Source organism: Solibacillus cecembensis, from assembly GCF_050272495.1.
GTDB lineage: Bacteria > Bacillota > Bacilli > Bacillales_A > Planococcaceae > Solibacillus > Solibacillus cecembensis.
This window is the reverse complement of sequence record NZ_JBNNMF010000001.1, coordinates 88796-112895: the sequence shown is the minus strand read 5'-3', so window position 1 is coordinate 112895 and position 24100 is coordinate 88796. Positions and strand designations below refer to the sequence as shown.

Here is a 24100-nt window from a genome sequence, read left to right as displayed (position 1 = left end):
AGCTGTGTCCAAGAAAGATAAAGATTTATCAGGAAAGCAAAAAGCGGCTTTACTGTTAATTTCTCTAGGACCAGAAGTTTCGGCTTCTGTATATAAACATTTAAGTGAAGAAGAAATTGAACGTCTAACGTTAGAAATTTCAGGTGTAAAAAAAGTGGAATCTACGGTAAAAGAAGAGATTATTGAGGAATTCCACCAAATTGCATTGGCGCAAGATTATATCACGCAAGGTGGTATTGGTTATGCGAAGACGGTACTTGAAAAGGCATTAGGTGCCGATCAAGCACAAGCTATATTAAATCGTCTAACTTCTTCATTACAAGTGCGTCCGTTTGATTTTGCACGTAAAGCAGACCCAGCGCAAATTTTTAACTTTATTCAAAATGAGCACCCACAAACAATTGCGTTAATCCTTTCTTATTTAGAGGCAGGGCAAGCGGGTGTGATTTTATCTTCATTACCACAAGAGGTACAAGCAGATATCGCTAAGCGTATTGCGATTATGGAATCGACATCACCAGAAGTAATTAGTGAGATTGAATCTGTGCTAGAACGTAAGCTATCATCGACAGTTACACAAGATTACACGGAGACTGGTGGCGTAGATGCTGTTGTAGAAGTGTTAAATGGTGTTGACCGTCAAACAGAAAAAACAATTCTCGATGCACTGGAGATTCAAGATCCAGAGCTTGCAGAAGAAATCAAGAAGCGTATGTTTGTATTCGAAGATATCGTTACACTCGACAATCGTTCTATCCAACGTGTTATTCGTGATTGTGAGAACGAGGACTTACTACTATCAATGAAGGTTTCTTCAGACGAAGTAAAAGATATTATTTTCCGCAATATGTCACAACGTATGGCTGATACATTCCGTGAAGAAATGGAAATTATGGGACCTGTACGTTTACGTGATGTTGAGGAAGCGCAGTCTCGTATCGTTGCTGTTATTCGTCGCTTAGAGGATGCGGGTGAAATCATTATCGCACGCGGTGGAGGAGATGATGTAATTGTCTAAAATTATCCGTTCGACAAATGCACATCCGGCAGAAGAACAAATTGTAGAAATAAAATTACAAAGCTTTTTTGAACCTATCCATTTTACAGAGGAGGTTGAGGAGGCAGATCATGCACCTCAACTGACTTTAGAAGATATACAGCAAGAACGTCAGAGATTGATGCAAAAAGCTGAGCAAGAAATACTGGAGCAACGAGAACAGTTCGAACAATTTTGCAATGAACAATTGGTTGCAATTGAAGCATTAAAGCAAACTTGGGAAGAAGAAAAGCTCGTACTTCAACAACAAGCCTATGATGAAGGTTTTGCACAAGGCTATGAAGAAGGGAATCAAAAAGTACAAGCTGATATGGAGCAATCGCTACAAACAGCCAATGCGACGATGACCTTAGCTGAAGAAAATGCACAAAAATATATTGAATCTCAAGAGTCAGTTATTTTAGAATTGGCATTAACTTCGGCAGAGCGTATTTTAAACGTAGCGCTTGATCGAGAAGAAGAAATCTTTATTTCGATTATTAAGCGCGCATTGAAAGAAGCAAGAGAAATGAAAGAAATCAAGTTGTATGTAGCACCGAAATATCATGGAGTTGTTACGAAAAATCATGATGAATTAGCGGAAATGTTCCCAGTAAATGTACCATTTATGATTTTTGTTAATGAAGATTTACTCGATAATGAAAGCTATATCGAAACGAATCATGGACGCATCGTTGTATCATTAGATGAGCAATTGCAAGAGCTACGTATACAATTAAATGAACTATTAGACAGTAAGGAATGATACGGATGAAAACGGCTCAATTAATTGAACATATTCCAAATCTCAATACATTTAAAAAGTTTGGTAGGGTGACGAGGGTTGTCGGTTTAATGATTGAGTCACAAGGTCCAGAAAGCGCGATTGGTGATGTTTGCAAAATCCATGTTCAAACGGTTAAAAATGGACAGCAAACAATTTTAGCAGAAGTTGTTGGCTTTAAAGATGAAATTGTTATCCTGATGCCATTTTCTTCACTAAAAGAAATTTCAATTGGTTGTTTAGTAGAGGGGACTGGGAAACCTTTAGAAGTAAAGGTAGGACCGGAGCTCATTGGCAAAGTGCTAGATGCAATGGGTAACCCTTTTGATGGGCAAGCATTACCAAGAGGGCTAACATCCGTACAAACCGAAAAAGAACCACCCAATCCGCTACATCGTCCACCAATTGATGAGCAGTTAGAAGTAGGCGTAAAGGCAATTGATGGGATGCTAACAGTTGGTAGTGGTCAGCGTGTCGGAATATTCGCCGGTTCGGGTGTTGGGAAAAGTACATTGCTCGGCATGATTGCGCGCAATACAAAAGCAGACATTAATGTCATTGCATTAGTAGGGGAACGTGGCCGTGAAGTACGTGAATTTATTGAGCGAGATCTAGGCCCAGAAGGTTTGAGTCGTTCGATTGTTGTAGCAGCTACGAGTGATCAACCTGCATTAATGCGTATAAAAGCGGCATTTACTGCGACAGCAATTGCTGAGTATTTCCGTGATCGTGGTCATAATGTGATGCTCATGATGGATTCTGTTACCCGTGTTGCAATGGCACAGCGTGAAATCGGCTTAGCTGTCGGAGAACCACCAGCAACGCGTGGTTACACACCTTCCGTTTTTGCGATTTTACCAACGTTATTAGAGCGCTCTGGGACGAATATTCACGGTACAATTACGGCATTTTATACGGTTTTAGTAGATGGTGACGATATGAATGAGCCAATTGCAGATGCAGTTCGAGGGATTTTAGATGGTCATATTGTATTAGATCGTAATTTAGCAAACAAAGGTCAATATCCCGCTATCAATGTATTGAAAAGTGTCAGTCGTTTAATGAACCATATAGCAGAACCAGCACATGTAAAAGCAGCAAGTCGATTAAGGGAATTGTATTTCGATTATTCGAAGTCAGAGGACCTAATTAATATTGGTGCATATAAACGAGGAACGTCACGTGAAATTGATGAAGCGATTCAATATGAGCCTTTAATTACGGCATTTTTAAAGCAAGGGTTTATGGACAAAGTCTCCATTCAACAAACGGTGAATGAAATGGTAGCATTAGCGAATGGCGGTGCGAAATAATGTCTAAATATACATACCGCTTTGAAAAAATACTTGTCGTTAGGGAGCAAGAAAAAAACGAATCCGAAATGGCATTTAAGGAATCCGTGCAAGTTTTCGAGGAAATCGCAACAAAACTTTACGATTTATTAAAGAAAAAAGAGGATTTAACGACGTATCAGCAAGAGCGATTAGCGGTGGGTTCTTCTATAGATGAGATTAATCATTATTCGAAATTTATCGACAGCATGGAAAAAACAATTGTGGATGTTCAACAGAAAGTAGTACAAGCACGTGCTAAAATGAACTGGCATGAACAAAAATTATTAGAAAAAAACTTGGAAGTACGTAAATACGAAAAAATGCGTGAAAATGATTACGAACATTACAAAGAAGATCAACAGCGCATTGAAGCGATTCAATTAGATGAACTTTCAACGATTGCATATTACAAGAGGGAAATCAGGTGATTTCGTGGCAAAAAAGAATACGGGAAATGTAAATAACCTAGATGAACAAATGGACTTAGAAAAAAAACCACCAGGCTTCTTTAAAAAGTTTGTGTATTTATTTTTAATTCCGCTAATGTTTACGGTGGCAATTATTTTAATTGTTACAACGGTTACAGGTACGAATGTATTTAAACTGGCTGGAAATGTGACGGAAAAAATTCCATTTATGAATAAAGATGAGGCTGAGGAGATTGAAAACAGCTCATTAAGTGGAGAAAAAGTCGTTACATTACAAGCAGAAATTCAAGAAAAAGAAGTTCAAATTACTCAATTACAGACGCAAATTGAATCAGCTGTGACAGAGAAAGATGAATTATTAGCAGAGCAAGAGCGTTTACAATTTGAAATTGAAAAACTAAAACGTAATCAAGAAGAATCACAAAAAGAGTTCAAAGAAATTTTATCAACTTTCGAAAAAATGTCTGCTAAAACAGCGGCACCGATATTAGTACAAATGAGTGATACCGAATCATTGCGCATTATGTCTAGTATGAAACCGGATACGTTATCTGCTATTTTCACAAAAATGAGTCCAGCGGATGCTGCTCGTTATACCGAATTATTATCTCAAGAATAGTGGACTATTTGAGGGGAGGTGAAATAAATGAATATCGCAATGTTACAAACGATGGCAACAAGTAAAGCGCAAGTAACACCAACTACAAAGCAATCGGATGCAATGGCTACGAACAAGGAACAATTTGGAAGTGTATTTCAATCGATTTTATCGAGCTCGAATCAGCCTGCAACAGTCGAACAAAATCCAACCGAATCTATGGCGGAAGAAATTGGCTCAATTCTTGCTATAGATAGTTTAGAAGAACTATTTGAAAAATTAGGCATCGAAATGGATGAAGCTGGATTATTTGTTCTTGTTGGGGAAGTTGAAACACCAATTGCTATGGATGAACTGTTGACGTTAGAAAACTTATCAGAATTGCTAGGAATGACAGAACAGCAAGTGATTGAGATAGTTGAGCAATTATTAGGTGACGCTCAACAACAAGCAATTACAGACGTTTGGTCGTTACTTGAACAAGCACCTGCAATTTTAAGTGAAGTTTTGGCAGCAATCCAAGGGACTCAGCAAAAAGATGTACAACCAAAAGAGTTACAACCAATCGTGCAGTTATTGAAAATGGCTCAGTTTTTAGGCAATAAAACGGACTTGATGTATCAGCAGGAGCAACAACTTGGTCAACTAAAAGATTTGCTTCAGTCGATGTTGCCACAAGTTCAACAAGTAGTAAATGTGAATCAACAAGAAGCACCGAAAGCAACATTCCAACAAATTATTCAGCAAGTAACGCAGCAAACTGTCGTGAAAACTGAGCAAGAAACTGCAACACCAGTTGGATTACAGCAGCAACAAGTATCACAAGTGAAAACAGTAACGATCACATTGCCTGCTGAAAAACCAGCTCAGTCTGAAGCGTTAATAAAAGAAATTCAAAACTTAATGAATCGAAGCCAGCTATCGGGTCAACAAGGAAATATGAAATTATTATTAAAGCTATTTCCAGAAAATTTAGGACAAATTCGTATTGAATTAGTTCAAAAGGATGGCATGTTGACGGCACGATTATTAGCTTCAACAGCATTAGGAAAAGAATTGCTTGATAATAATATTAATCAATTGAAAGCTGGATTAGTTGCACAAAATGTCCAAATGGAACGAATTGATGTAGCGCAATCATTGCAGGATCCAGATCGTAATGCACGTGATCAAAATTTTTTCAATAACTTCTTCCGTGAGCAAGGGCAAGAAGATGTAGAAGAAAATGAGGATGACAGCGAAGAAGAGAAGATTTCGTTCAGTGATTTATTAAGTGAGGAGGTACAGTAAATGACAAATGGTGTTTCAAGTGAGATTAAGAATGATTACTATTTACCCGCAAATGATCCGAACTTTAAAGTGACGGATAAAGCTTCTAATGGCGATTTAGGGAAAGATGCCTTTTTAAAAATCTTAATTACCCAATTACAAAACCAAGATCCAACAAGCCCGATGGATGATAAAGAATTCATTGCTCAAATGGCGCAGTTCTCTTCTTTAGAGCAAATGCAAAACATGACTAAGGCAATGGAAAATCTTTTAGTGTCTCAAAATCAAACGCAATTAATGTCATATTCATCGTTTATCGGAAAAGAAGTTAAATGGCATGAATTAACAGATAAATTGGATGAAAATAAGAAACCGATTTACAACGAAGGTACGGGCGTTATTAAAGAGTTGAAATTTGTAGAAGGCGAGCCAGTTTTCGTACTAGCGGATGGTAAGGAAATTACACCGGGGAATATTTCGTCTATTTTAGGTGGTGGGGCTTCAGCGCCAACAAATCCATTTGCAGAAGCGAGTGAGCTTATCGGCAAAAATATTCAATATAAAAATGGTGAGCAAGTGATCGACGCCATCATCGAAGCAATTACAGTGAAAAATGGCGTAGTTGAATATATTTTAAACGATGGTACACGAATGAAGCGTGATGACTTTACACTTGTTGAGCAAGAAGATGACAAGACGGATAAAGAACCATCCGATGATACAAAAACGGATGACCCAACAGTATAAGAGGTGATCCAGATGAATCGTGTAAATATCCAACATATACCGTATCATCCACCATTACAGTCCAATGGTGTGAATTTAAAAGCCAATACAACAAAACAATCGTTTATTGAGCATTTAAATCAAGCATCAATAGAGGAATTGAAAATTAGCAAACATGCATCTGAGCGGATGAATGAACGCAATATTGCGATTTCAGATAGTGAATGGCAAGAAATTACCGAAAAAGTATTCGAAGCTCGCGATAAGGGAGTTAATCAACCGTTAGTTTTAATGGACCAAGCGGCATTGATTGTTAGTGCCAAGAATGGTACTGTCATTACTGCTTTAGATCGTACGGAAGCAAGGCAACAATTATTTACAAATATAGACGGCACGATTGTATTATAGACTGGACCTTCAGAAGTAAGGAAGTCTACAAGTTGTTGAATGATCGAGACAGCTTACAAAACTAAGTCAATTTGAAAATCGAAGGGAGAACGACATTTTATGTTACGTTCAATGTATGCAGGTATTTCAGGTCTTAAAAACTTCCAAACAAAGCTAGATGTTATTGGTAATAATATTGCTAACGTTAATACGTACGGTTTCAAAAAGGAGCGTACAATTTTTAAAGATTTAATTTCACAATCACAATCAGGTGCATCAGGTCCATCGGCAACTCGCGGTGGTGTGAACGCGATTCAAGTTGGTTTAGGTTCACAGTTAGCAGCGATTGATACGATTCATAACCCAGGTTCGATGCAAACAACAGCTCGTGTACTAGACTTAGCCATTGCAGGTGACGGGTTCTTCATGGTAGCAGATTCTGTTGAGGCGCCTGATGAGGATGGAATAATTCAAGAAGATGGTTTCTCGAATACTGCATATACACGTGCAGGTAATTTTTATATGGATCGTAATGGTTATTTAGTAAACGGAGATGGGAAATATTTAGTTGGTTATGCTAACCCAGCAGTTAAAGAGCAAGAATATGATACTATTGAAGATCCCCAAGATCAAGTTTCTAACTTTGATGATGAGAAAGCTGAAGTTGTAGGAGACATTGAAGCGGGTGCAAATCTTATAGAAGACGGCGCATTACCAGATGGAGCTACGCCAATCCGTATTCCAACAACAGCACAATCAATGAGTATTGGACCAGATGGTACGATTTCATTTGTAGATGCTGCTGGTAAATTACAATACGCAGGTACGGTTATTTTAGCAAAATTCCCAAATGCATCAGGTCTTGAAAAAACAGGGTCTAACTATTTCCAAGTTACCCAAAACTCAGGGAACCCATATGCGCAATTTGCTACTGTTGATGGTATCGGTTCTGTAAACTCTGGTTTCCTAGAAATGTCGAACGTTGACCTTTCAGAAGAATTCACTGAAATGATCGTTGCACAACGTGGTTTCCAATCAAACTCACGTATTATCACAACATCGGATGAAATTTTACAAGAGCTTGTAAACTTAAAACGTTAATTTCTTAGTTTTATAATCTAAATAATTCATTGTAAGGGAGGGTCGGGCCGGCTCTCTAATAAGGTCCGGCCCCATTTCAATGATCGAAGTTACGCGCCTTAATGGCAAAAAATTCACATTAAACGCTTTATACATAGAAACAGTCGAGGCTTTTCCAGACACAACGATTAAACTTACGACTGGAAGTAAATTTATTGTTTTAGAAAATGTAGAACAGGTACGTCAAAAGGTGAAAACCTTTTATCATCATATACAAGTATTATCAAACCCGCATTTACGAGGTGAAGAAGATGAAGAATAATAAATTGTTAACGATTATGCTAATCATTTTAGTAACGATTACACTCGTTGGGGTCATTGCTGTTGTGTTAGTGACACAGCTAAATAAAGGCCCTGAATCAAGTGAGCCTACAATTGATGAGATTGCTGTTACGTTAGTTGATATTCCTGAACTTACGACGAATTTAGCAGACGGCAGTTTTGTCCGCATGCAGTTAAAAATTCAAACAACTAGTGAGAAGTCTGCAGAAGAGTTATTAAAACGTGATTTCCAAGTAAACAACATCTTGATCCAAGAGTTATCTGAAATGGATGTCGAAGCGTTGGAAGGTAAACAAGGAAAAGTGACATTCCAAAATACCATCAAGTCGCAAATTAATGAATTGATGCTAGAGGGCGAGGTACAGCAAGTATACTTTACCTCATACATTATTCCGTAAGAGGATAAGTGAATAGAAGGCATTTTGAAACATCATGAAATGGAGGTGGGCAAATGGCAGGAGATATAATGTCTCAATCCGAAATCGATGCGTTGTTATCCGCAATATCGACCGGTGAGATGTCTGCAGCGGATATGAAAAAAGATGAAGAAACGCGTAAAGTAAAAGTGTATGATTTTAAGCGTGCTCTTCGATTTTCGAAAGACCAAATCCGAAGTTTGACCCGAATACACGAAAATTTTGCACGTTTATTAACGACATTCTTCTCAGCACAATTGAGAAGTTATGTTCAAATAACTGTTGCATCAGTAGACCAAATTCCGTTTGAAGAATTTGTTCGGTCAATCCCAAATATGACATTAATCAATGTATTTGAAGTGCCACCATTAGATGGGAATATTTTAATGGAAATCAATCCGAATATTGCCTACTCAATGTTGGACCGATTAATGGGTGGGGCTGGTTCAAGTCATAGTAATGTGGATAACTTGACTGAAATCGAAACAAAAATAATGACGAGTTTATTTGAACGTTCATTTGATAATCTACGTGAAGCATGGGAAAATATTGCTGAAATTGATCCAATGCTTGTTGAACTTGAGGTAAATCCGCAGTTCTTACAAATGATTTCACCAAATGAAACGGTTGTCGTAATTTCGTTAAATACGATAATCGGTGAAACAACAGGTATGATTAATATTTGTATTCCGCATGTTGTTTTAGAACCAATCGTACCGAACTTATCTGTACGATATTGGATGCAAACGAATACGAAAGAAATTTCACCTGAACAAACAAAAATGCTTGAAACACGAGTGAAACAAGCAAAGCTACCAGTCGTTGCAGAGTTAGGAAATTCAGATATTACAATTGAAGACTTCTTAACAATGGCGATTGGTGATGTGATTGAACTCGATCAAAAAATCAAAGACCCACTTTTATTAAAAGTAGGGAATTTACCGAAATTTACGGTTCAGCCAGGTAAATTAAATAAAAAAATGGCGATCCAAATTATCGACCCTTTGAAAGGAGGAGACGAAGATGAGTGATGAAATGCTCTCCCAAGAAGAAATTGAGGCTCTATTAAGGGGCGAGACATTGGAGGAAGTTCCTGCCAATAACAACGATGAAGAAAATGAAAATGATGGTGAAATCAATGTAGATGACCACCTGGATCCAATGGAACAAGATGCATTAGGTGAGGTGGGCAATATCTCCTTTGGTAGTTCTGCTACTGCGTTATCTGCATTATTAGGACAAAAGGTAGATATCACAACGCCTAGTATTTCAATGATTAACCGCAAACGTTTGGAGGAGGAATTCCCACATCCATATGTTGCAGTCCAAGTTGAATATACAATTGGCTTATCAGGTATGAATTTACTTGTTATAAAACAATCAGATGCTGCTATTATCGCAGACTTAATGTTAGGTGGTGATGGTTTAAATCCAAAGCCAGAACTTAGCGAAATTCAGTTAAGTGCTGTACAAGAAGCAATGAACCAAATGATGGGTTCTGCTGCGACATCAATGTCTACAGTATTTAATCAAAAAGTGGATATCTCACCACCTTCAATTGATTTGATGAATTTCTCTCAAAATGAAGGAACGGATAATATTCCAGATGACGATCTATTAGTCAAAATTTCATTCAGATTACGCATCGGTGAATTAATAGATTCGAACTTAATGCAATTATTACCTTTAAATTTTAGTAAAAAGATAGTAAAGTCATTAATGGGAGGGGTTGACGATTCAGAGGCAGCAGCAACATCTGTTATGGATAAGCCTGCACCAGTTGCTCAACCAGCACCGCCGATTCAACAACCTATGCAACAACAGCAATACTATGAACAACCAGTATCTCAGCAACAGCCGATGTACCAACAGCCGATGCATGCAATGCCAACACAGCAACAGCAGCCACCGGTAAATGTGCAACAAGCGCAGTTTACAAGTTTTGAATCTGCGAATATTACACAGTCTGAGGCACGCAATTTAAACATGCTATTAGATATTCCTTTACAAGTTACGGTTGAACTCGGTCGTACAAAGCGCTCTGTAAAAGAAATTTTGGAATTATCAAGTGGGTCCATTATCGAATTGGATAAACTTGCAGGTGAGCCAGTAGATATTCTAGTGAATAGTCGCCTAATTGCAAAAGGTGAAGTGGTAGTAATTGATGAGAACTTTGGTGTTCGCATCACAGATATTTTAAGCCAAGCAGATCGCTTGAATAATTTACGATAGATTTTAATTGGAGGAATCAGTGTATGTCTAAAAGGATTTTAATTGTTGACGATGCAGCGTTCATGCGCATGATGATCAAGGATATTTTAACGAAAAATGGCTTCGAGGTAGTTGGTGAAGCAGCTGATGGCGTTCAAGCAATCGAAAAATATGGTGAGTTACGTCCAGATTTAGTAACGATGGATATTACAATGCCTGAAATGGATGGTATCGCAGCGTTAAAAGCAATTAAAGGTACGGATCCAAGCGCAATCGTTATTATGTGCTCTGCAATGGGACAACAAGCAATGGTTATTGATGCAATCCAAGCGGGTGCGAAAGATTTCATCGTCAAGCCCTTCCAAGCAGATCGTGTAATTGAAGCGATTCAAAAAGCTTTAGGTTGATTTCATGTTAGCAAAAATATCATTTCGATTTTGGGGAGTCATTGGAATTATCGTGATGTCTTTGTGCATCATACCAAACTCGAATGGAACTTTTGCATCGGTTAATTATCTTGACGAATGTATCGAAAACCGGGAATTATGCCAAGATGACAATACTTCAGATGACGAAACAGAAACTACTGACTCGTCATCTGTTAGTATGGGATTTTGGGAGTACATAAAAATAGTAGTAGCATTAGTATTTGTACTAGGGTTATTATTATTTGTTTTAAAGTTTTTAAACAAACGTAATTTAAGCTATCAACAAAACTCAGTTATTCGCAATATCGGAGGGTTGTCGGTAGGACCGCAAAAGTCTGTTCAGTTAGTGCAAATTAGTAACCGAATCTATGTGTTAGGTATTGGTGACGATATAAATTTAATTAAAGAAATTTCAGCACCTGAAGATGTTGAACAGTTGTTAGCTCAATATGGAGATAATCAGTTGATTGGGTCAACTACACCATATATCGCACAATTATTTAAAAAGTTTTCGAAAAAAAATCAACCAACAAATGTTACTGAAAGTCCAAAATTTAATGAAATGTTTAATGAACGTATTGATAAAATTAAACAGGAACGCAGTGAAGAGTTGGAACGTTGGAAAGAGCAGGAGAGTGATAAGCAATGACAGATTTTTTATCGGTCTTTTCTGAAAGCGATCCAAGTAATGTTTCCACATCCGTGACATTATTAGTACTTTTAACAGTACTATCATTAGCACCGAGTCTTTTAATATTAATGACTTCGTTTGCACGTATTGTCATCGTATTGTCCTTTACACGTACAGCGCTGGCGACCAACCAAATGCCTCCAAACCAAGTAATTGTGGGTTTAGCGCTGTTTTTAACGTTCTTTATTATGGCACCAACGTTTCAGCAAGTAAACGAACAAGCCGTACAACCACTTTTTGATCAAGAGATTGGTCTTGAAGAAGCGTATGAACGTGCAGCACTACCATTTAAAGAATTTATGGCGAAGCATACAAGGCAAAAAGATTTACAATTATTTATGGATTACAATCAAGCAGAATACCCAGAATCTATTGAAGATGTTCCATTGACAATGCTTGTTCCTGCATTTGCTTTAAGTGAAATTAAAACAGCATTTCAAATGGGCTTTATGATTTTCATACCATTTTTAGTAATCGATATGGTTGTCGCAAGTACGCTCATGGCGATGGGTATGATGATGCTACCGCCAGTTATGATTTCACTACCATTTAAAATTCTATTATTCATATTAGTCGACGGTTGGTATTTAGTAATGAAATCTTTACTTCAAAGTTTTTAGGGGATGATACATAATGACACAGGAAATGGTCATTTCAATTGCAGAAACCGCAATATTTACAGTATTAATTGTTTCAGGTCCATTGCTTTTAGTTGCGCTAATTTCTGGTTTAGCCGTGAGTATATTCCAAGCGACGACATCGATTCAAGAGCAAACATTAGCGTTTGTACCGAAAATCGTAGCTGTATTAGTTTCAATTATATTATTTGGGCCGTTTATGATTTCGAGAATGACAGATTATTTTCATAGTATTTTAAATAATTTAGTTCGATATATTGGGTGAGCAAATGACGGAATTAATACCGAATATTTCAATTTTATTATTAATTTTTGCGCGCGTTTCTGCCTTTTTCGTATCAGTCCCGTTACTTTCGTACCGAACAATTCCGCCGCAAGTTCGTATTATTTTGGCGATGGCCATGTCATGGATGATGTATTACACATTTCAAATCGAGCCATTTGAAATAAATGGTGACTATTTATTATTAATTTTAAAAGAAGTGATCATTGGTTTAATGCTAGGACTTGCTGCTTCAATGGTTATGTCTGCTGTGCAAATTGCAGGTGGATTTATCGATTTCCAAATGGGGTTTGCAATGGCCAATATTATTGACCCGCAAACTGGAGCGCAATCGCCGTTAATGGGACAGTTTCTTAATTTCCTTGCATTGCTATTATTATTAGCAATCAATGGTCACCACTTACTATTAGATGGAATTTTTTATAGTTACCAATTTATGCCGATTAATCAGTTTTTCCCGAATTTCGGGGAAGAAATGACCGCAATTTATATTATTAAAATGTTTGCAGCAGTTTTTGCCATCGCATTTCAAATGTCAGCTCCAATAGTTGCAACCCTATTTTTAGTTACATTAGCATTAGGGATTACAGGTAAAACTGTACCTCAAATGAATATTTTCGTTATTGGTTTTCCTATTAAAATAGCTGTTGGTTTTCTTGTTTTAATTGTGACGATGGGTGTATTAGTCGGGGTTATGAAAGATTTAATCGAATTGATGATTTTATCTTTACGCGACTTAATGGTTATATTAGGTGGTGAATAGTATGAAATTAATCGTATCATTAGATCTTCAATTTTTCGCTGGTGAAAAAACGGAAAAAGCGACACCGAAGAAACGTCAAGATGCAAGGAAAAAAGGGCAAGTATTAAAAAGTCAAGATGTTACCGCAGCTGCTTTATTGCTTATCATGTTTGCTTTTTTAATATTTTATGCCCCATTTATGTACAAGGGCATGAAAGGTGTTCTATTACAGGCACTGGAACGGGATATGTTGCTCGAAACAATGAGTGCAGAAACAGTAATGAAAATGTATGCTGGATTACTAAAGGAAATGGCGATTATGATTTTACCAATAATGGTCGTTGCAATGATTGCAGGTATTGGAGCGAACTATTTCCAGTTTGGCTTACTGTTTACGACAGAAACATTAAAATTTGATTTAAAGAAAATGGATCCAATTAAAGGGATAAAAAAAATCATTTCGGTCAGGTCTATTGTAAACTTAGTTAAATCGTTATTAAAGGTAACGTTTATTGGTACGGTGACGACGGTTGTTATTATTATTTATTTAGATGATGTATTATCACTCGCTTTACATAGTCCTGCACAAATTTTGGCAACGGTTGCTTATTTATCAGCCATTATGGGGATTGCCGCTTCGTTAATGCTCATGTTTATTGCGTTAATTGATTATTTATATGAGAAATTTGAATATGAAAAGCAACTCAAGATGTCGAAACAAGATTTAAAAGACGAACATAAAAATGCGGAAGGTGATCCGCTCATTAAATCAAAAATAAAGCAACGTCAAAGAGAGATGGCTATGCGCCGAATGATGCAAGAAGTGCCAACAGCAGATGTAGTCATCACGAACCCGACCCACTTTGCGATTGCTTTAAAATATGATGAAGATCAAATGGAGGCACCGAAAGTTGTCGCCAAGGGAACAGATTTTGTTGCCCAAAAAATTAAGTTAATTGCAAAAGAAAATAATGTAGTAATGGTTGAAAATAGGCCACTTGCACGTGCGATGTATGATCAAGTGGAAGTCGGTCAAAGTGTACCAGAAGAATTTTTCAAAGCCATAGCTGAAATTCTTGCCTATGTCTATCGAATTAAACGTAAAATTTAATGAATGAAAGCAGGGGGACAACAATGCAAATACGCGATATAGGGGTTTTAGCTGCAGTTATTTTAATTGTAGCCATGCTCATTATCCCTCTTCCAACTTGGTTACTGAGTTTTTTAATTATCATTAATATTACACTTGCATTATTAGTGCTTTTAACAGCGATGAATATGAAAGAAGCATTGGACTTCTCGATTTTCCCAACAGTCATTTTATTACTGACACTTTTCCGATTAGCTTTATCGGTATCAACTACGCGTGCAATTTTAGCGCAAGGTGATGCTGGGGATGTAGTAGAGACGTTTGGTAGTTTCGTAACAGGTGGGAATATTTTAGTCGGTTTAGTAATTTTCCTATTACTTGTTATTATCCAGTTTATCGTAATTACAAAAGGTGCCGAGCGTGTTGCTGAAGTAGCTGCACGTTTTACATTAGATGCGATGCCTGGTAAGCAAATGAGTATTGATGCAGATTTAAACGCAGGTGTCATTTCGGAAAAAGAAGCACGCGAGCGTCGTGAAAAAGTTTCTGGAGAAGCAGACTTTTACGGAGCGATGGACGGTGCAACAAAGTTTGTAAAAGGGGATGCCATTGCATCGATTATTATGGTCGCAATCAACCTATTATTCGGGATGATCATTGGTATGGTGCAAATGGATTTAGCATTTGGTGAGGCAGCAGCAAAATACTCGCTTTTAACAGTCGGTGATGGATTAGTATCACAAATTCCAGCACTATTAATTTCGACAGCAACGGGTATCGTCGTAACGCGTGCAGCATCAAAAGGAAATCTGGGCTCAGATATTACAAATCAATTATTTGCACAATCGAAGTTATTATATGTTGCAGGTGGGACGATTCTGTTACTCGGTTTCTTCACACCAATTCCACTATGGATTACGATTCCTATTGGAGCGGTATTAATAGTAGGTGCTTATTTAATGGATCACAAGAAAGATGAAACACCGGAAGAAATTATGGAAATTGAAGAAGAAGTGGCATCCGATACGATGAAAAGTCCAGAAAACGTTATTAATTTATTAACGGTTGACCCGATTGAATTTGAATTTGGATACGGACTGATTCCGTTAGTTGATGCAGCTCAAGGTGGAGACTTACTTGACCGTGTTGTCATGATTCGACGTCAACTTGCTTTAGAGCTAGGAATTGTTATCCCAATTGTTCGTATTCGAGATAATATTCAGTTACAGCCAAACGAGTACCGGATTAAAATAAAAGGCAATGAAATGGCACGGGGTGAATTATTACTCGACCATTACTTAGCAATGAGTCCGGGAGACGATGATTCAATCGAAGGAATTGACACAATTGAGCCATCATTTGGGTTACCTGCGAAATGGATTACGGAACAGGTAAAAGAAGATGCTGAGATGTATGGTTATACAGTAGTAGATCCACCAAGCGTTGTTTCGACGCACTTGACAGAAATTATTCGAGCAAATGCACACGAATTATTAGGTCGTCAAGAAACGAAGCAGCTTATCGATCACTTACGAGAAACGCATGCGATTTTAATAGACGAACTGATTCCAAATCCATTATCAATTGGGGAAGTTCAAAAAGTATTGGCAAGGCTTTTACGTGAAAATGTATCTGTTCGAAATTTACCGATTGTATTTGAAACGCTGGCAGATTACGCAAAGCTTACAAGCGACACGGATATTTTAACGGAGTACGTAAGACAAGCATTAGCGAGACAAATTACCGCGCAGTATGTCGGTGGGCAACCAGCATTGAAAGTGATTACTGTGTCGGGTAAAGTAGAAAAATTAATTGCAGATAGTATCCAGCAAACGGATCATGGCAATTACCTAGCAATGGACCCTCAAGATTCACAATTCGTGTTAGAGGGTATTGCGAAGGAAGTGGAGCGCATTTCCTATATGGAACAGTCTCCGATTATTTTATGCTCACCAGGTGTCCGATTGTATTTAAGACAATTAACAGAGCGCTACTTCCCACAAGTGCCAATATTATCTTATAATGAACTAGATGCCGCAGTTGAAATTCAAAGTGTAGGGGTGGTGAATGTTGAATGAAGATGAAAAAATATAATGCTCCTTCTATTGCTGAGGCAATGAAGCTCATTCGTGCTGATTTAGGGGAAGATGCGGTTATTTTAAATTCGAAAGTTGTTGTAACGAAGAAATTTTTAGGGTTGGTAAAGCATAAAAGTTTTGAAGTCGTTGCAGGAGTTGACCAAATTGAAAAGAAACCTGTTTTGCCATCTTTACAAAACATTCAGCCTTTTTCTAGTTCGTATTTACAAGAACAGGAAAGTGTTCTAAGCACGTCTAATATACCAAATGTGGAGTCAATAAAGGCTCCACAGGAGGAAAAATCGACACTTCCTGAAGAGTTAAAGAAGGAAATTGCTGATTTAAAATTAATTATGCAATCTATGCAACGCATGTCGACAAAATCTCAATATCCAGATGAACTCTTACCATTTGTCGATTTTTTAAAAGAGCAGGAACTTGGAGAAGAGCTTATCACAGCAATTAGTGATGAGCTTTTTGTCCATTCTAAAAACAGCGATGCTAAATTACAAAATCTAGAAATGCAAAAGATGACGCAACAAATTTTAAAGCAAAAAATGGAAGACTTACCGATAGACGGATTATCGTATGATAGAAAGTATATTAATGTTTTAGGGCCAACAGGCGTCGGAAAAACAACGACCATTGCTAAAATGGCAGCTCGTGCTGTTTTGGAAAAGAAAAAGAAAATAGGCTTTATTACAACGGATACGTATCGAATCGCTGCAATTGAGCAGTTAAAAACATATGCGGGGTTGTTACAAGCACCTGTTGAAATTGTTTACAATGCGAACGATTATGACGAAGCGATAAAAAAATTGGATCACCTTGATTTAATATTTATCGATACAGCTGGTCGAAACTATAAAGAAGTTAAATATGTAGCCGATTTAAAAGTATTAATCAATTTTGATGAAGATGTAGAATCCTTTTTAGTACTCGCTTTAACATCTAAGCAAAAAGACTTAGAAGCAGTAATTGAACAATTCGATAATTTTCCCATTGAAAAATTTATATTTACAAAGCTTGATGAAACAAATTCTATTGGCACTATGTTTAATTTAATGATTAAATATAAGAAAGGACTTGCTTACTATACGAATGGTCAAGAAGTACCAGAAGATATGGAGCAAGCGAATTTAGATACTTTATTGGAACTGTTTTTCAAGGAGAATGTGAATGAGAGATCAAGCTGAAAAACTTCGATTAAAAATGCTTGAAAGCCAAGGGGCATTAGGAAGATCTATCGCAGTTGTTAGTGGTAAAGGCGGAGTAGGGAAGAGTAATTTTACGACAAATTTCGCCACACTTTTAGCCAAATCTGGTAAAAAAGTCGTTATATTAGATATGGATATTGGCATGGGGAATATCCATATTTTAATAGGGAAAACAGCGAAGTTTAGTTTGAAGGATTATTTAGATGGCAATTTAGCTATACAAGATGTCATGTTTGAAGGACCAGGCGGATTGCATTATATTTCTGGAGGTTCAGGAATGGCGACGATTATGGAATGGTCTGAAAAAATGTTTGAACGCCTAATTGAAGGCTTTGAACTGTTACAGAAAGAATATGATTATGTGTTGTTTGATATGGGGGCGGGTGTGGCCAACTGGTCGTTAGATTTACTCACTTCTTTAGATGAAATTATCGTTATTTCTACGGCAGAGCCAACTTCCATTATGGACGCGTATTCTATGATGAAATATATTCATATGAAAGATGAACATAAGACGTTTTACTTACTATGTAATCGGGCATTCAACATAGAAGAGGGGCAAGATACAATTCATCGGTTAAAAACAGTAATGGAGCGTTTTTTATCGAAAGAGGTTATTGTACTAGGCTCCTTACCAGAAGATGGCGTTGTGCGAAAAGCGGTAAGGCAGCAAACACCGTTTACGTTATTGTATCCAGATGCACCCATTTCAAAAACAATGCAAAAAATTGTCAATCGATTCCTTCATCAACAAACAGAAGAAGTACATTCTGCAGTAAAAACGAATAATTTTTTATCTAAGTTAAAAAGTATCTTTTCGAAAGGGCGTGAGTAATTGAACTTCTCAAATAAAAGTAAGCTTTTAGTTGTTGACGATTCTGCATTTATGCGTAAGTTAATTAGTGATTTTTTCGCCAACGATTCTAAAGTAGAGGTAGTTGGTACTGCCCGAAATGGAAAAGATGCGATTAAAAAAATCCAACAACTAAAGCCAGATGTTGTCACAATGGATGTTGAAATGCCTGAAATGAACGGACTCGAGGCATTACAAGAAATTATGCAAGTTTGTCCAGTTCCCGTTATCATGCTATCAAGTACAACACAACGAGGGACAGATAATACATTAACTGCTATGGAGTACGGAGCTGTTGATTTTGTAACGAAGCCAAGTGGAACAATTTCATTAGACCTACATAAAATTCAAAATGAATTGGTGCATAAAGTGGCTCAGGCAACTCAAATTCCAATTGCAAAATTAAAAAAGCCAATTTCGAGACCACATGTGTTTGCGCCACCTGTTGGTCAATCAATTAAGACTGAAAAGATCGTGAGTCCACCAGTACCTGTTATCAAAAAAACAGTAACACCTGCAGTAACGGCAAGTAAAAAGGTGGACTGGAATAAAAACTCTAAAAAAATCATTTTAATTGGTACTTCAACAGGAGGGCCGAGAGCACTGCAAGAGGTCATTACTAAAATACCAGCGAATGTAGATGCCCCGATTTTAATTGTTCAACATATGCCAGCAGGATTCACGAAATCACTTGCTACACGTTTGGATCAATTGAGTCAAATCCATGTGAAAGAGGCAGAGCAAGGGGATATTTTGCAAAAGGGCACAGCTTATATTGCACCAGGTGGCTATCATTTAAAGCTAAGAAAAGTAGGCGCCACATTTGCAATTGTTACAGATCAAACCGAGCCACCCAGGTCGGGACATCGCCCATCCGTCGATGTTATGTTTGAAGATGTTAGTCAATATTCAGACTTCGATAAAATTGCAGTAGTGATGACTGGAATGGGGTATGATGGCGCAAAAGGTTTGGTTGCTCTAAAGAAAACAGGAAATGTAATGGCAATTACTGAGTCAGCGGAAACGTGTATTGTATATGGAATGCCAAAAGCTGCCGTGGAGACGCAGCTTGTAGATGAAGTGGCAGATGTTGACGATATTGCACAAACGATTATGAAATATATGTCCTAAAAAGGGGTGCCTTCTAAATGGAAGTAAATCAATATTTAGAAATGTTCATCGAAGAAAGTAAAGAACATTTACAAGCATGTGGCGAGCATTTATTAGAATTAGAAAAAAATCCTGAAGATTTGGCAATTGTTGGGGAAATATTCCGTTCTGCACATACGCTTAAAGGGATGTCGGCAACGATGGGATTCGAAGATTTAGCAGATTTAACACATAAAATGGAAAATGTGCTAGATGCGATTCGTAACGAGAAAATTAAAGTAACACCGGAAATATTCGACGTTGTATTTGAATCGGTCGATCACTTAGAAGAAATGGTTTATGATATTGCGGATGGTGGGGACGGGAAACGTGACGTTCAAGTAACCGTAGAAAAATTAAAGCTTATTGAATCAGGGGAGATAGCAGCAACGACTGTCGCAATCGCACCTGTAGAAGTAGCACAAATTGTTGAGACAAAAGTGGATACTGTTAACTTAAAATTAACGTATGATGATTTTGAAAAAACAGTGTTGCTCCAATCGTCAGAACAAGATTACAATGCTTACGAAATTTCAATTACTCTTCGTGAAGATTGCCTATTAAAAGCAGCGCGCGTATTTATGGTTTTTGAAATTTTAGAGAAGAACGGGGATGTTATTAAATCATCTCCAACAGTAGAACGATTAGAAGAAGAACAATTTGATCATCAATTTTATGTTGCGTATATTTCAAAAGAAAACGCTGAAGACTTACAGAAGATGCTGATGAAAGTATCTGAAGTGGACTTGGTTGAAGTGAGTGAAATACACCAAGATGTGTTCCATCAATCAGTGACTTCTAATGTGGAATTGGAGGTACAAGATACAATCGTACCTGCTCTTGTCGAACAAGAAATTGCAACACAACCTGTTCAAAAACCGCAAGCAACGAATAATAGTAGTAAGGCGACAGGCCATGCTTCAAGTAAAACAATTCGTGTAAATATTGAACGATTAGATATTTTAATGAATCTTTTTGAAGAACTTGCGATTGACCGCGGTCGTTTATTATCGATTGCATCGGAAGTAAATCATGGTGAGTTAAATGAAACAGTAGAGCGTATGAGTCGTACAATGGGCGATCTACAAAATATTGTTTTAACGATGCGTATGGTACCGGTAGAAACAGTATTTAACCGTTTCCCGAAAATGGTTCGTCAATTATCGCGTGATTTAAATAAAAAAATTACATTGGACGTAATTGGTGCTGAAACAGAATTAGATCGTACTGTAATCGATGAGATTGGTGATCCACTTGTTCACTTAATTCGTAATTCTGTGGATCATGGAATTGAAAGTCCAGAAGCGCGTCTTGCTAAAGGTAAGCCAGAAGAAGGTACCGTTCAATTACGCGCATATCACAGCGGGAACTATGTATTTATCGAGATTGAAGATGATGGTGCAGGGATTAACCGTGATCGCGTATTAGCGAAGGCGCTGTCGAAAGGGATTGTGACACATGAACAATCGTTGACGATGACAGATAAGCAAATTAATGAGCTAATTTTAGCTTCTGGTTTCTCTACTGCTGAAGTGATTTCAGATGTTTCGGGTCGTGGTGTTGGTTTAGACGTAGTAAAAACAACAATCGAATCATTGGGCGGGAATATTTCAATTGAGTCTACTCAAAATGTAGGATCAGTATTCTCTATTCAATTACCATTAACACTATCGATTATTTCAGTAATGTTAGTTGAAATTGAAAAAGAGATTTATGCGATTCCATTATCATCTATTATTGAAACATCGATTATTCGTAACTCAGATATTTTAAATGCGCACAATCAAAAAGTAATTGATTTCCGCGGCAAAGTAGTACCGCTTGTATTCCTTGAAGAAATTTTTGAAGTACCTCGGAAAGAGCTGAAAGAAGATGGATTCCATTCAGTCGTTATTGTACGTAAAGGGGATAAACTTGCAGGATTAGTTGTCGATTCATTCATCGGACAACAAGAAATTGTTCTAAAAGCATTGGGCGATTATTTAACGAATATTTTTGCGATATCTGGTGCCACAATTTTAGGTAATGGTAAAGTTGCGTTAATTGTAGATTGTAACGCATTGCTGAAGTAAATAGGATAAGAGGTGTAAAAGATGACGAATGCGGTAGAGCAAACAAATCTGAAAGTTATAGTATTTCAGTTAGCAGATAAAGAGTATGCTATTCCTGTTTCACACGTTAAAGGAATAGAAAAATTAATGCATATAACACGAGTACCAAAAACAGCACGTTTTGTAAAAGGTGTCATTAATCTACGTGGTGTTGTAACGCCAGTTATCGATTTACGTGAACGTTTCGGACTTCCTATTCCGGAAAGTGAAGAAACAACGCGTATTATCATTATTACGCTTGAAACAATGGAAGTAGGATTTGTTGTAGATTCTGCTAATGATGTTTTAGATATTGATTCTGAGTCGATTGAACAGCAACCAGAAGTCGTGGGTTCATTGGAAGAAGAATTTATTGCTGGAGTAGCAAAATTAGACAATCGTTTATTAATTTTACTCCACTTAGATAAAGTTTTAAATCCGCTTGATTAATTTGCAGTAACGGAACTGCCACCCTTTATTAGTTGGGAGTTCAAACTAGACCTAAACTTGTCATGTCCTGTGACAATGCATATGTAATCAATGTCGTGATTGGCTGAATAATTTTCTAGGAGGGGAGTGCTCTCATCTCCTAGAATCTATCAAAGTAGGGATTGTAAATGAATTTTAGTGATAAAATTACTTCGCTCCACTTGGATGTATTAAAAGAAATCGGGAATATTGGCGCAGCTCATGCAGCAACGGCATTATCAGACTTATTGCAAAAGAAGATTGATATGCGCGTTCCAAAGGTAGAAATGGTTTCTTTTAATGACATGATGGAATTAGCTGGTGGTTCGGAAAATGTAGTAGTAGGTATTTTTTTACGCATTGAAGGTGATGCGGAAGGTAGCATGTTTTTCATACTGCCGATTGAACAAGCAAATCGCTTTATTCGTCGTTTAATCCACGATGATTTGTTTGATTTTAATGCGCCATCCGTTTCAGAATTGGGCTTATCTGCGATGCAGGAAATGGGCAATATTTTATCGGGGTCCTATTTATCCGCGTTGTCTGATTTTACTGGATTGAAGATTTATCCAACAGTACCTGGACTGAGCGTGGATATGTTTGGTGCAATTATTAGTATTGGTTTAATTGAGCTATCCCAAGTGAGCGACACTGTAATTGTAATTAATACAGCCATTTTTGAAGAAGATATTAAAGATGAAGAAGCGGTAAGAGGAAACTTTTTCTTATTGCCAAATCCAGAATCATTTGAAGCGATATTTAAAGCATTAGGGGTACCAATTGAATGATAGTATCGCATGGAAATGAAGTCGTTAAAGTCGGAATCGCTCAAATGGATGTAGTAAAAACGCCAAAGACCATTCGCACTTCAGGTTTAGGCTCTTGTGTGGGTGTTATTATTTATGATGAATCAAAAAAAATTGCTGGGTTAGTACATGTTATGTTACCAGATTCTAGTTTAGGTAGAACCGAATCAATAAATGAAGCGAAATTTGCAGATACTGGTGTTGTTGCTTTGGTAAATTTAGTGAAACTTCAAGGGGCCGGGAGTTTTAAACTTAAGGCGAAAATTGCTGGTGGTGCTCAAATGTTTCAGTTTACTTCAGATAAAAGTTCGATGCGAATAGGTCCTAGAAATGTAGAGGCGGTCAAAGAGCAACTACGAAAGTTGAAAATTCCTATTATCGCGGAAGATACAGGCGGTAATAGTGGGCGAACAATTGAATTTAATCCAGAGACGAGTATGTTAAATATTCGTACTGTCAATCGAGGTGTAAGTGATATATGATGTTTGGTTCGTTATTTTATAATTCATGGGCAGCATTATGTTCATTCACTGTGTATTTTATATGGGCAGTGCAAGATCCATTTGCTTATCCATTGCCGACAATTGGTGTATCGTTAGTGGTCGCCTTAATCGGTTTTATCGCGATGTATTTTATCCGTGCATTTATAGGCTATGTGTTTTATACACCAGAAAATATCGCATATTCGGAAGTTGATTCAACTTTAAATATAGAACCGTCAAATGCAGAACAGCAGCAATTTGTACCTCAAAATGGACGAACAACCGTTGAGTTTGAAGAGGATAACACAGAAGAAATTGCAAAAGTTGTACGTACGATGCTACATGGTCAAGAAGAAGCGGTTTCAAAATAGGAAAAAAGTCGACATTGTCGGCTTTTTTTTGACGAAAAAATTATGAAATGGCTATGTATCATCCTTCTGTCACATGTTTATTTGTCGAATTTTTGTTATAATA

Annotated in this window: 28 protein-coding genes; all 28 read left to right on the top strand. The window is 37.3% G+C overall.

Translation table 11 applies throughout. The annotated features are described in order from the left end of the window. Positions 1 to 4: 4 nt before the first annotated feature. The 28 genes from fliG to ACQKIH_RS00410 all read left to right on the top strand — a co-directional run bounded on the left by fliG (position 5) and on the right by ACQKIH_RS00410 (position 23997). Complete coding sequence (gene fliG, locus ACQKIH_RS00545; protein WP_057987046.1) at positions 5 to 1018, top strand: flagellar motor switch protein FliG; 1014 nt, start codon at positions 5 to 7, stop codon at positions 1016 to 1018. After that, positions 1011 to 1802 (top strand): flagellar assembly protein FliH, encoded by a 792-nt coding sequence (gene fliH, locus ACQKIH_RS00540; RefSeq protein WP_057987044.1) that lies wholly within the window; start codon positions 1011 to 1013, stop codon positions 1800 to 1802. The genes fliG and fliH overlap by 8 nt, the downstream gene beginning before the upstream one ends. 5 nt (positions 1803 to 1807) lie before the next feature. Continuing rightward, positions 1808 to 3133 carry a flagellar protein export ATPase FliI gene (fliI, locus tag ACQKIH_RS00535; RefSeq protein WP_057987043.1) on the top strand — a complete coding sequence of 442 codons (1326 nt, stop codon included), beginning with the start codon at positions 1808 to 1810 and terminating at the stop codon, positions 3131 to 3133. After that, entirely contained in the window at positions 3133 to 3582 is a 450-nt protein-coding gene (gene fliJ, locus ACQKIH_RS00530) for a flagellar export protein FliJ (RefSeq protein WP_057987041.1), read from the top strand. Before fliI ends, fliJ begins: the two co-directional genes overlap by 1 nt. Further along, a complete protein-coding gene (locus tag ACQKIH_RS00525) occupies positions 3539 to 4201 on the top strand; it encodes a MotE family protein (protein WP_057987039.1) in 663 nt (220 codons plus the stop codon). The genes fliJ and ACQKIH_RS00525 overlap by 44 nt, the downstream gene beginning before the upstream one ends. A gap of 27 nt (positions 4202 to 4228) precedes the next feature. Further along, entirely contained in the window at positions 4229 to 5470 is a 1242-nt protein-coding gene (locus ACQKIH_RS00520; RefSeq protein ID WP_427762831.1) for a flagellar hook-length control protein FliK, read from the top strand. After that, positions 5471 to 6196, top strand: a complete 726-nt coding sequence (flgD, locus tag ACQKIH_RS00515) for a flagellar hook assembly protein FlgD (RefSeq protein WP_427762830.1) — start codon at positions 5471 to 5473, stop codon at positions 6194 to 6196. A gap of 12 nt (positions 6197 to 6208) precedes the next feature. Continuing rightward, positions 6209 to 6583, top strand: coding sequence for a TIGR02530 family flagellar biosynthesis protein (locus ACQKIH_RS00510; RefSeq protein WP_427762829.1), 375 nt, complete (start codon positions 6209 to 6211; stop codon positions 6581 to 6583). Positions 6584 to 6682: 99 nt separating this feature from the next. Continuing rightward, a complete protein-coding gene (gene flgG / locus ACQKIH_RS00505; protein WP_427762827.1) occupies positions 6683 to 7663 on the top strand; it encodes a flagellar basal body rod protein FlgG in 981 nt (326 codons plus the stop codon). 79 nt (positions 7664 to 7742) lie between these two features. Continuing rightward, positions 7743 to 7964 carry a flagellar FlbD family protein gene (locus ACQKIH_RS00500; RefSeq protein WP_427762825.1) on the top strand — a complete coding sequence of 74 codons (222 nt, stop codon included), beginning with the start codon at positions 7743 to 7745 and terminating at the stop codon, positions 7962 to 7964. Continuing rightward, entirely contained in the window at positions 7954 to 8382 is a 429-nt protein-coding gene (gene fliL / locus ACQKIH_RS00495) for a flagellar basal body-associated protein FliL (RefSeq protein WP_427762824.1), read from the top strand. The genes ACQKIH_RS00500 and fliL overlap by 11 nt, the downstream gene beginning before the upstream one ends. A gap of 53 nt (positions 8383 to 8435) precedes the next feature. Then, a complete protein-coding gene (fliM, locus tag ACQKIH_RS00490) occupies positions 8436 to 9431 on the top strand; it encodes a flagellar motor switch protein FliM (protein WP_057987026.1) in 996 nt (331 codons plus the stop codon). Further along, positions 9424 to 10632 carry a flagellar motor switch phosphatase FliY gene (gene fliY / locus ACQKIH_RS00485; RefSeq protein ID WP_427762822.1) on the top strand — a complete coding sequence of 403 codons (1209 nt, stop codon included), beginning with the start codon at positions 9424 to 9426 and terminating at the stop codon, positions 10630 to 10632. The genes fliM and fliY overlap by 8 nt, the downstream gene beginning before the upstream one ends. 23 nt (positions 10633 to 10655) lie before the next feature. Further along, complete coding sequence (locus ACQKIH_RS00480; protein WP_057987022.1) at positions 10656 to 11018, top strand: response regulator; 363 nt, start codon at positions 10656 to 10658, stop codon at positions 11016 to 11018. 4 nt (positions 11019 to 11022) lie between these two features. Continuing rightward, positions 11023 to 11688 (top strand): flagellar biosynthetic protein FliO, encoded by a 666-nt coding sequence (locus ACQKIH_RS00475; protein ID WP_427762821.1) that lies wholly within the window; start codon positions 11023 to 11025, stop codon positions 11686 to 11688. Then, positions 11685 to 12350 carry a flagellar type III secretion system pore protein FliP gene (fliP, locus tag ACQKIH_RS00470; protein WP_057987018.1) on the top strand — a complete coding sequence of 222 codons (666 nt, stop codon included), beginning with the start codon at positions 11685 to 11687 and terminating at the stop codon, positions 12348 to 12350. Before ACQKIH_RS00475 ends, fliP begins: the two co-directional genes overlap by 4 nt. Positions 12351 to 12363: 13 nt before the next feature. Further along, a complete protein-coding gene (gene fliQ, locus ACQKIH_RS00465) occupies positions 12364 to 12633 on the top strand; it encodes a flagellar biosynthesis protein FliQ (RefSeq protein WP_057987017.1) in 270 nt (89 codons plus the stop codon). A 4-nt stretch (positions 12634 to 12637) separates the two neighbouring features. After that, the gene (gene fliR / locus ACQKIH_RS00460; protein WP_427762820.1) at positions 12638 to 13414 is read left to right on the top strand and encodes a flagellar biosynthetic protein FliR; all 777 of its coding nucleotides are present in this window, start codon (positions 12638 to 12640) and stop codon (positions 13412 to 13414) included. Position 13415: 1 nt separating this feature from the next. Next, a complete protein-coding gene (gene flhB, locus ACQKIH_RS00455; protein ID WP_427762818.1) occupies positions 13416 to 14504 on the top strand; it encodes a flagellar biosynthesis protein FlhB in 1089 nt (362 codons plus the stop codon). A gap of 23 nt (positions 14505 to 14527) precedes the next feature. After that, the gene (flhA, locus tag ACQKIH_RS00450) at positions 14528 to 16561 is read left to right on the top strand and encodes a flagellar biosynthesis protein FlhA (RefSeq protein ID WP_427762816.1); all 2034 of its coding nucleotides are present in this window, start codon (positions 14528 to 14530) and stop codon (positions 16559 to 16561) included. Continuing rightward, on the top strand, positions 16558 to 17757 hold the full coding sequence (gene flhF, locus ACQKIH_RS00445) for a flagellar biosynthesis GTPase FlhF (RefSeq protein WP_427762814.1): 1200 nt from the start codon (positions 16558 to 16560) through the stop codon (positions 17755 to 17757). Before flhA ends, flhF begins: the two co-directional genes overlap by 4 nt. Next, entirely contained in the window at positions 17741 to 18613 is an 873-nt protein-coding gene (locus tag ACQKIH_RS00440) for a MinD/ParA family protein (protein ID WP_427762813.1), read from the top strand. Before flhF ends, ACQKIH_RS00440 begins: the two co-directional genes overlap by 17 nt. Continuing rightward, positions 18614 to 19762 (top strand): protein-glutamate methylesterase/protein-glutamine glutaminase, encoded by a 1149-nt coding sequence (locus tag ACQKIH_RS00435; protein WP_427762811.1) that lies wholly within the window; start codon positions 18614 to 18616, stop codon positions 19760 to 19762. A gap of 17 nt (positions 19763 to 19779) precedes the next feature. After that, the gene (locus ACQKIH_RS00430) at positions 19780 to 21852 is read left to right on the top strand and encodes a chemotaxis protein CheW (protein ID WP_427762809.1); all 2073 of its coding nucleotides are present in this window, start codon (positions 19780 to 19782) and stop codon (positions 21850 to 21852) included. Between the two features lie 21 nt (positions 21853 to 21873). Next, positions 21874 to 22320 (top strand): chemotaxis protein CheW, encoded by a 447-nt coding sequence (locus ACQKIH_RS00425; protein ID WP_057987001.1) that lies wholly within the window; start codon positions 21874 to 21876, stop codon positions 22318 to 22320. Between the two features lie 167 nt (positions 22321 to 22487). Beyond that, positions 22488 to 23126, top strand: coding sequence for a chemotaxis protein CheC (locus ACQKIH_RS00420; protein WP_057987000.1), 639 nt, complete (start codon positions 22488 to 22490; stop codon positions 23124 to 23126). Further along, positions 23123 to 23626, top strand: coding sequence for a chemotaxis protein CheD (locus tag ACQKIH_RS00415; protein ID WP_427762808.1), 504 nt, complete (start codon positions 23123 to 23125; stop codon positions 23624 to 23626). Before ACQKIH_RS00420 ends, ACQKIH_RS00415 begins: the two co-directional genes overlap by 4 nt. Beyond that, the gene (locus ACQKIH_RS00410; protein WP_427762807.1) at positions 23623 to 23997 is read left to right on the top strand and encodes a multidrug transporter; all 375 of its coding nucleotides are present in this window, start codon (positions 23623 to 23625) and stop codon (positions 23995 to 23997) included. Before ACQKIH_RS00415 ends, ACQKIH_RS00410 begins: the two co-directional genes overlap by 4 nt. Positions 23998 to 24100 lie beyond the last annotated feature (103 nt).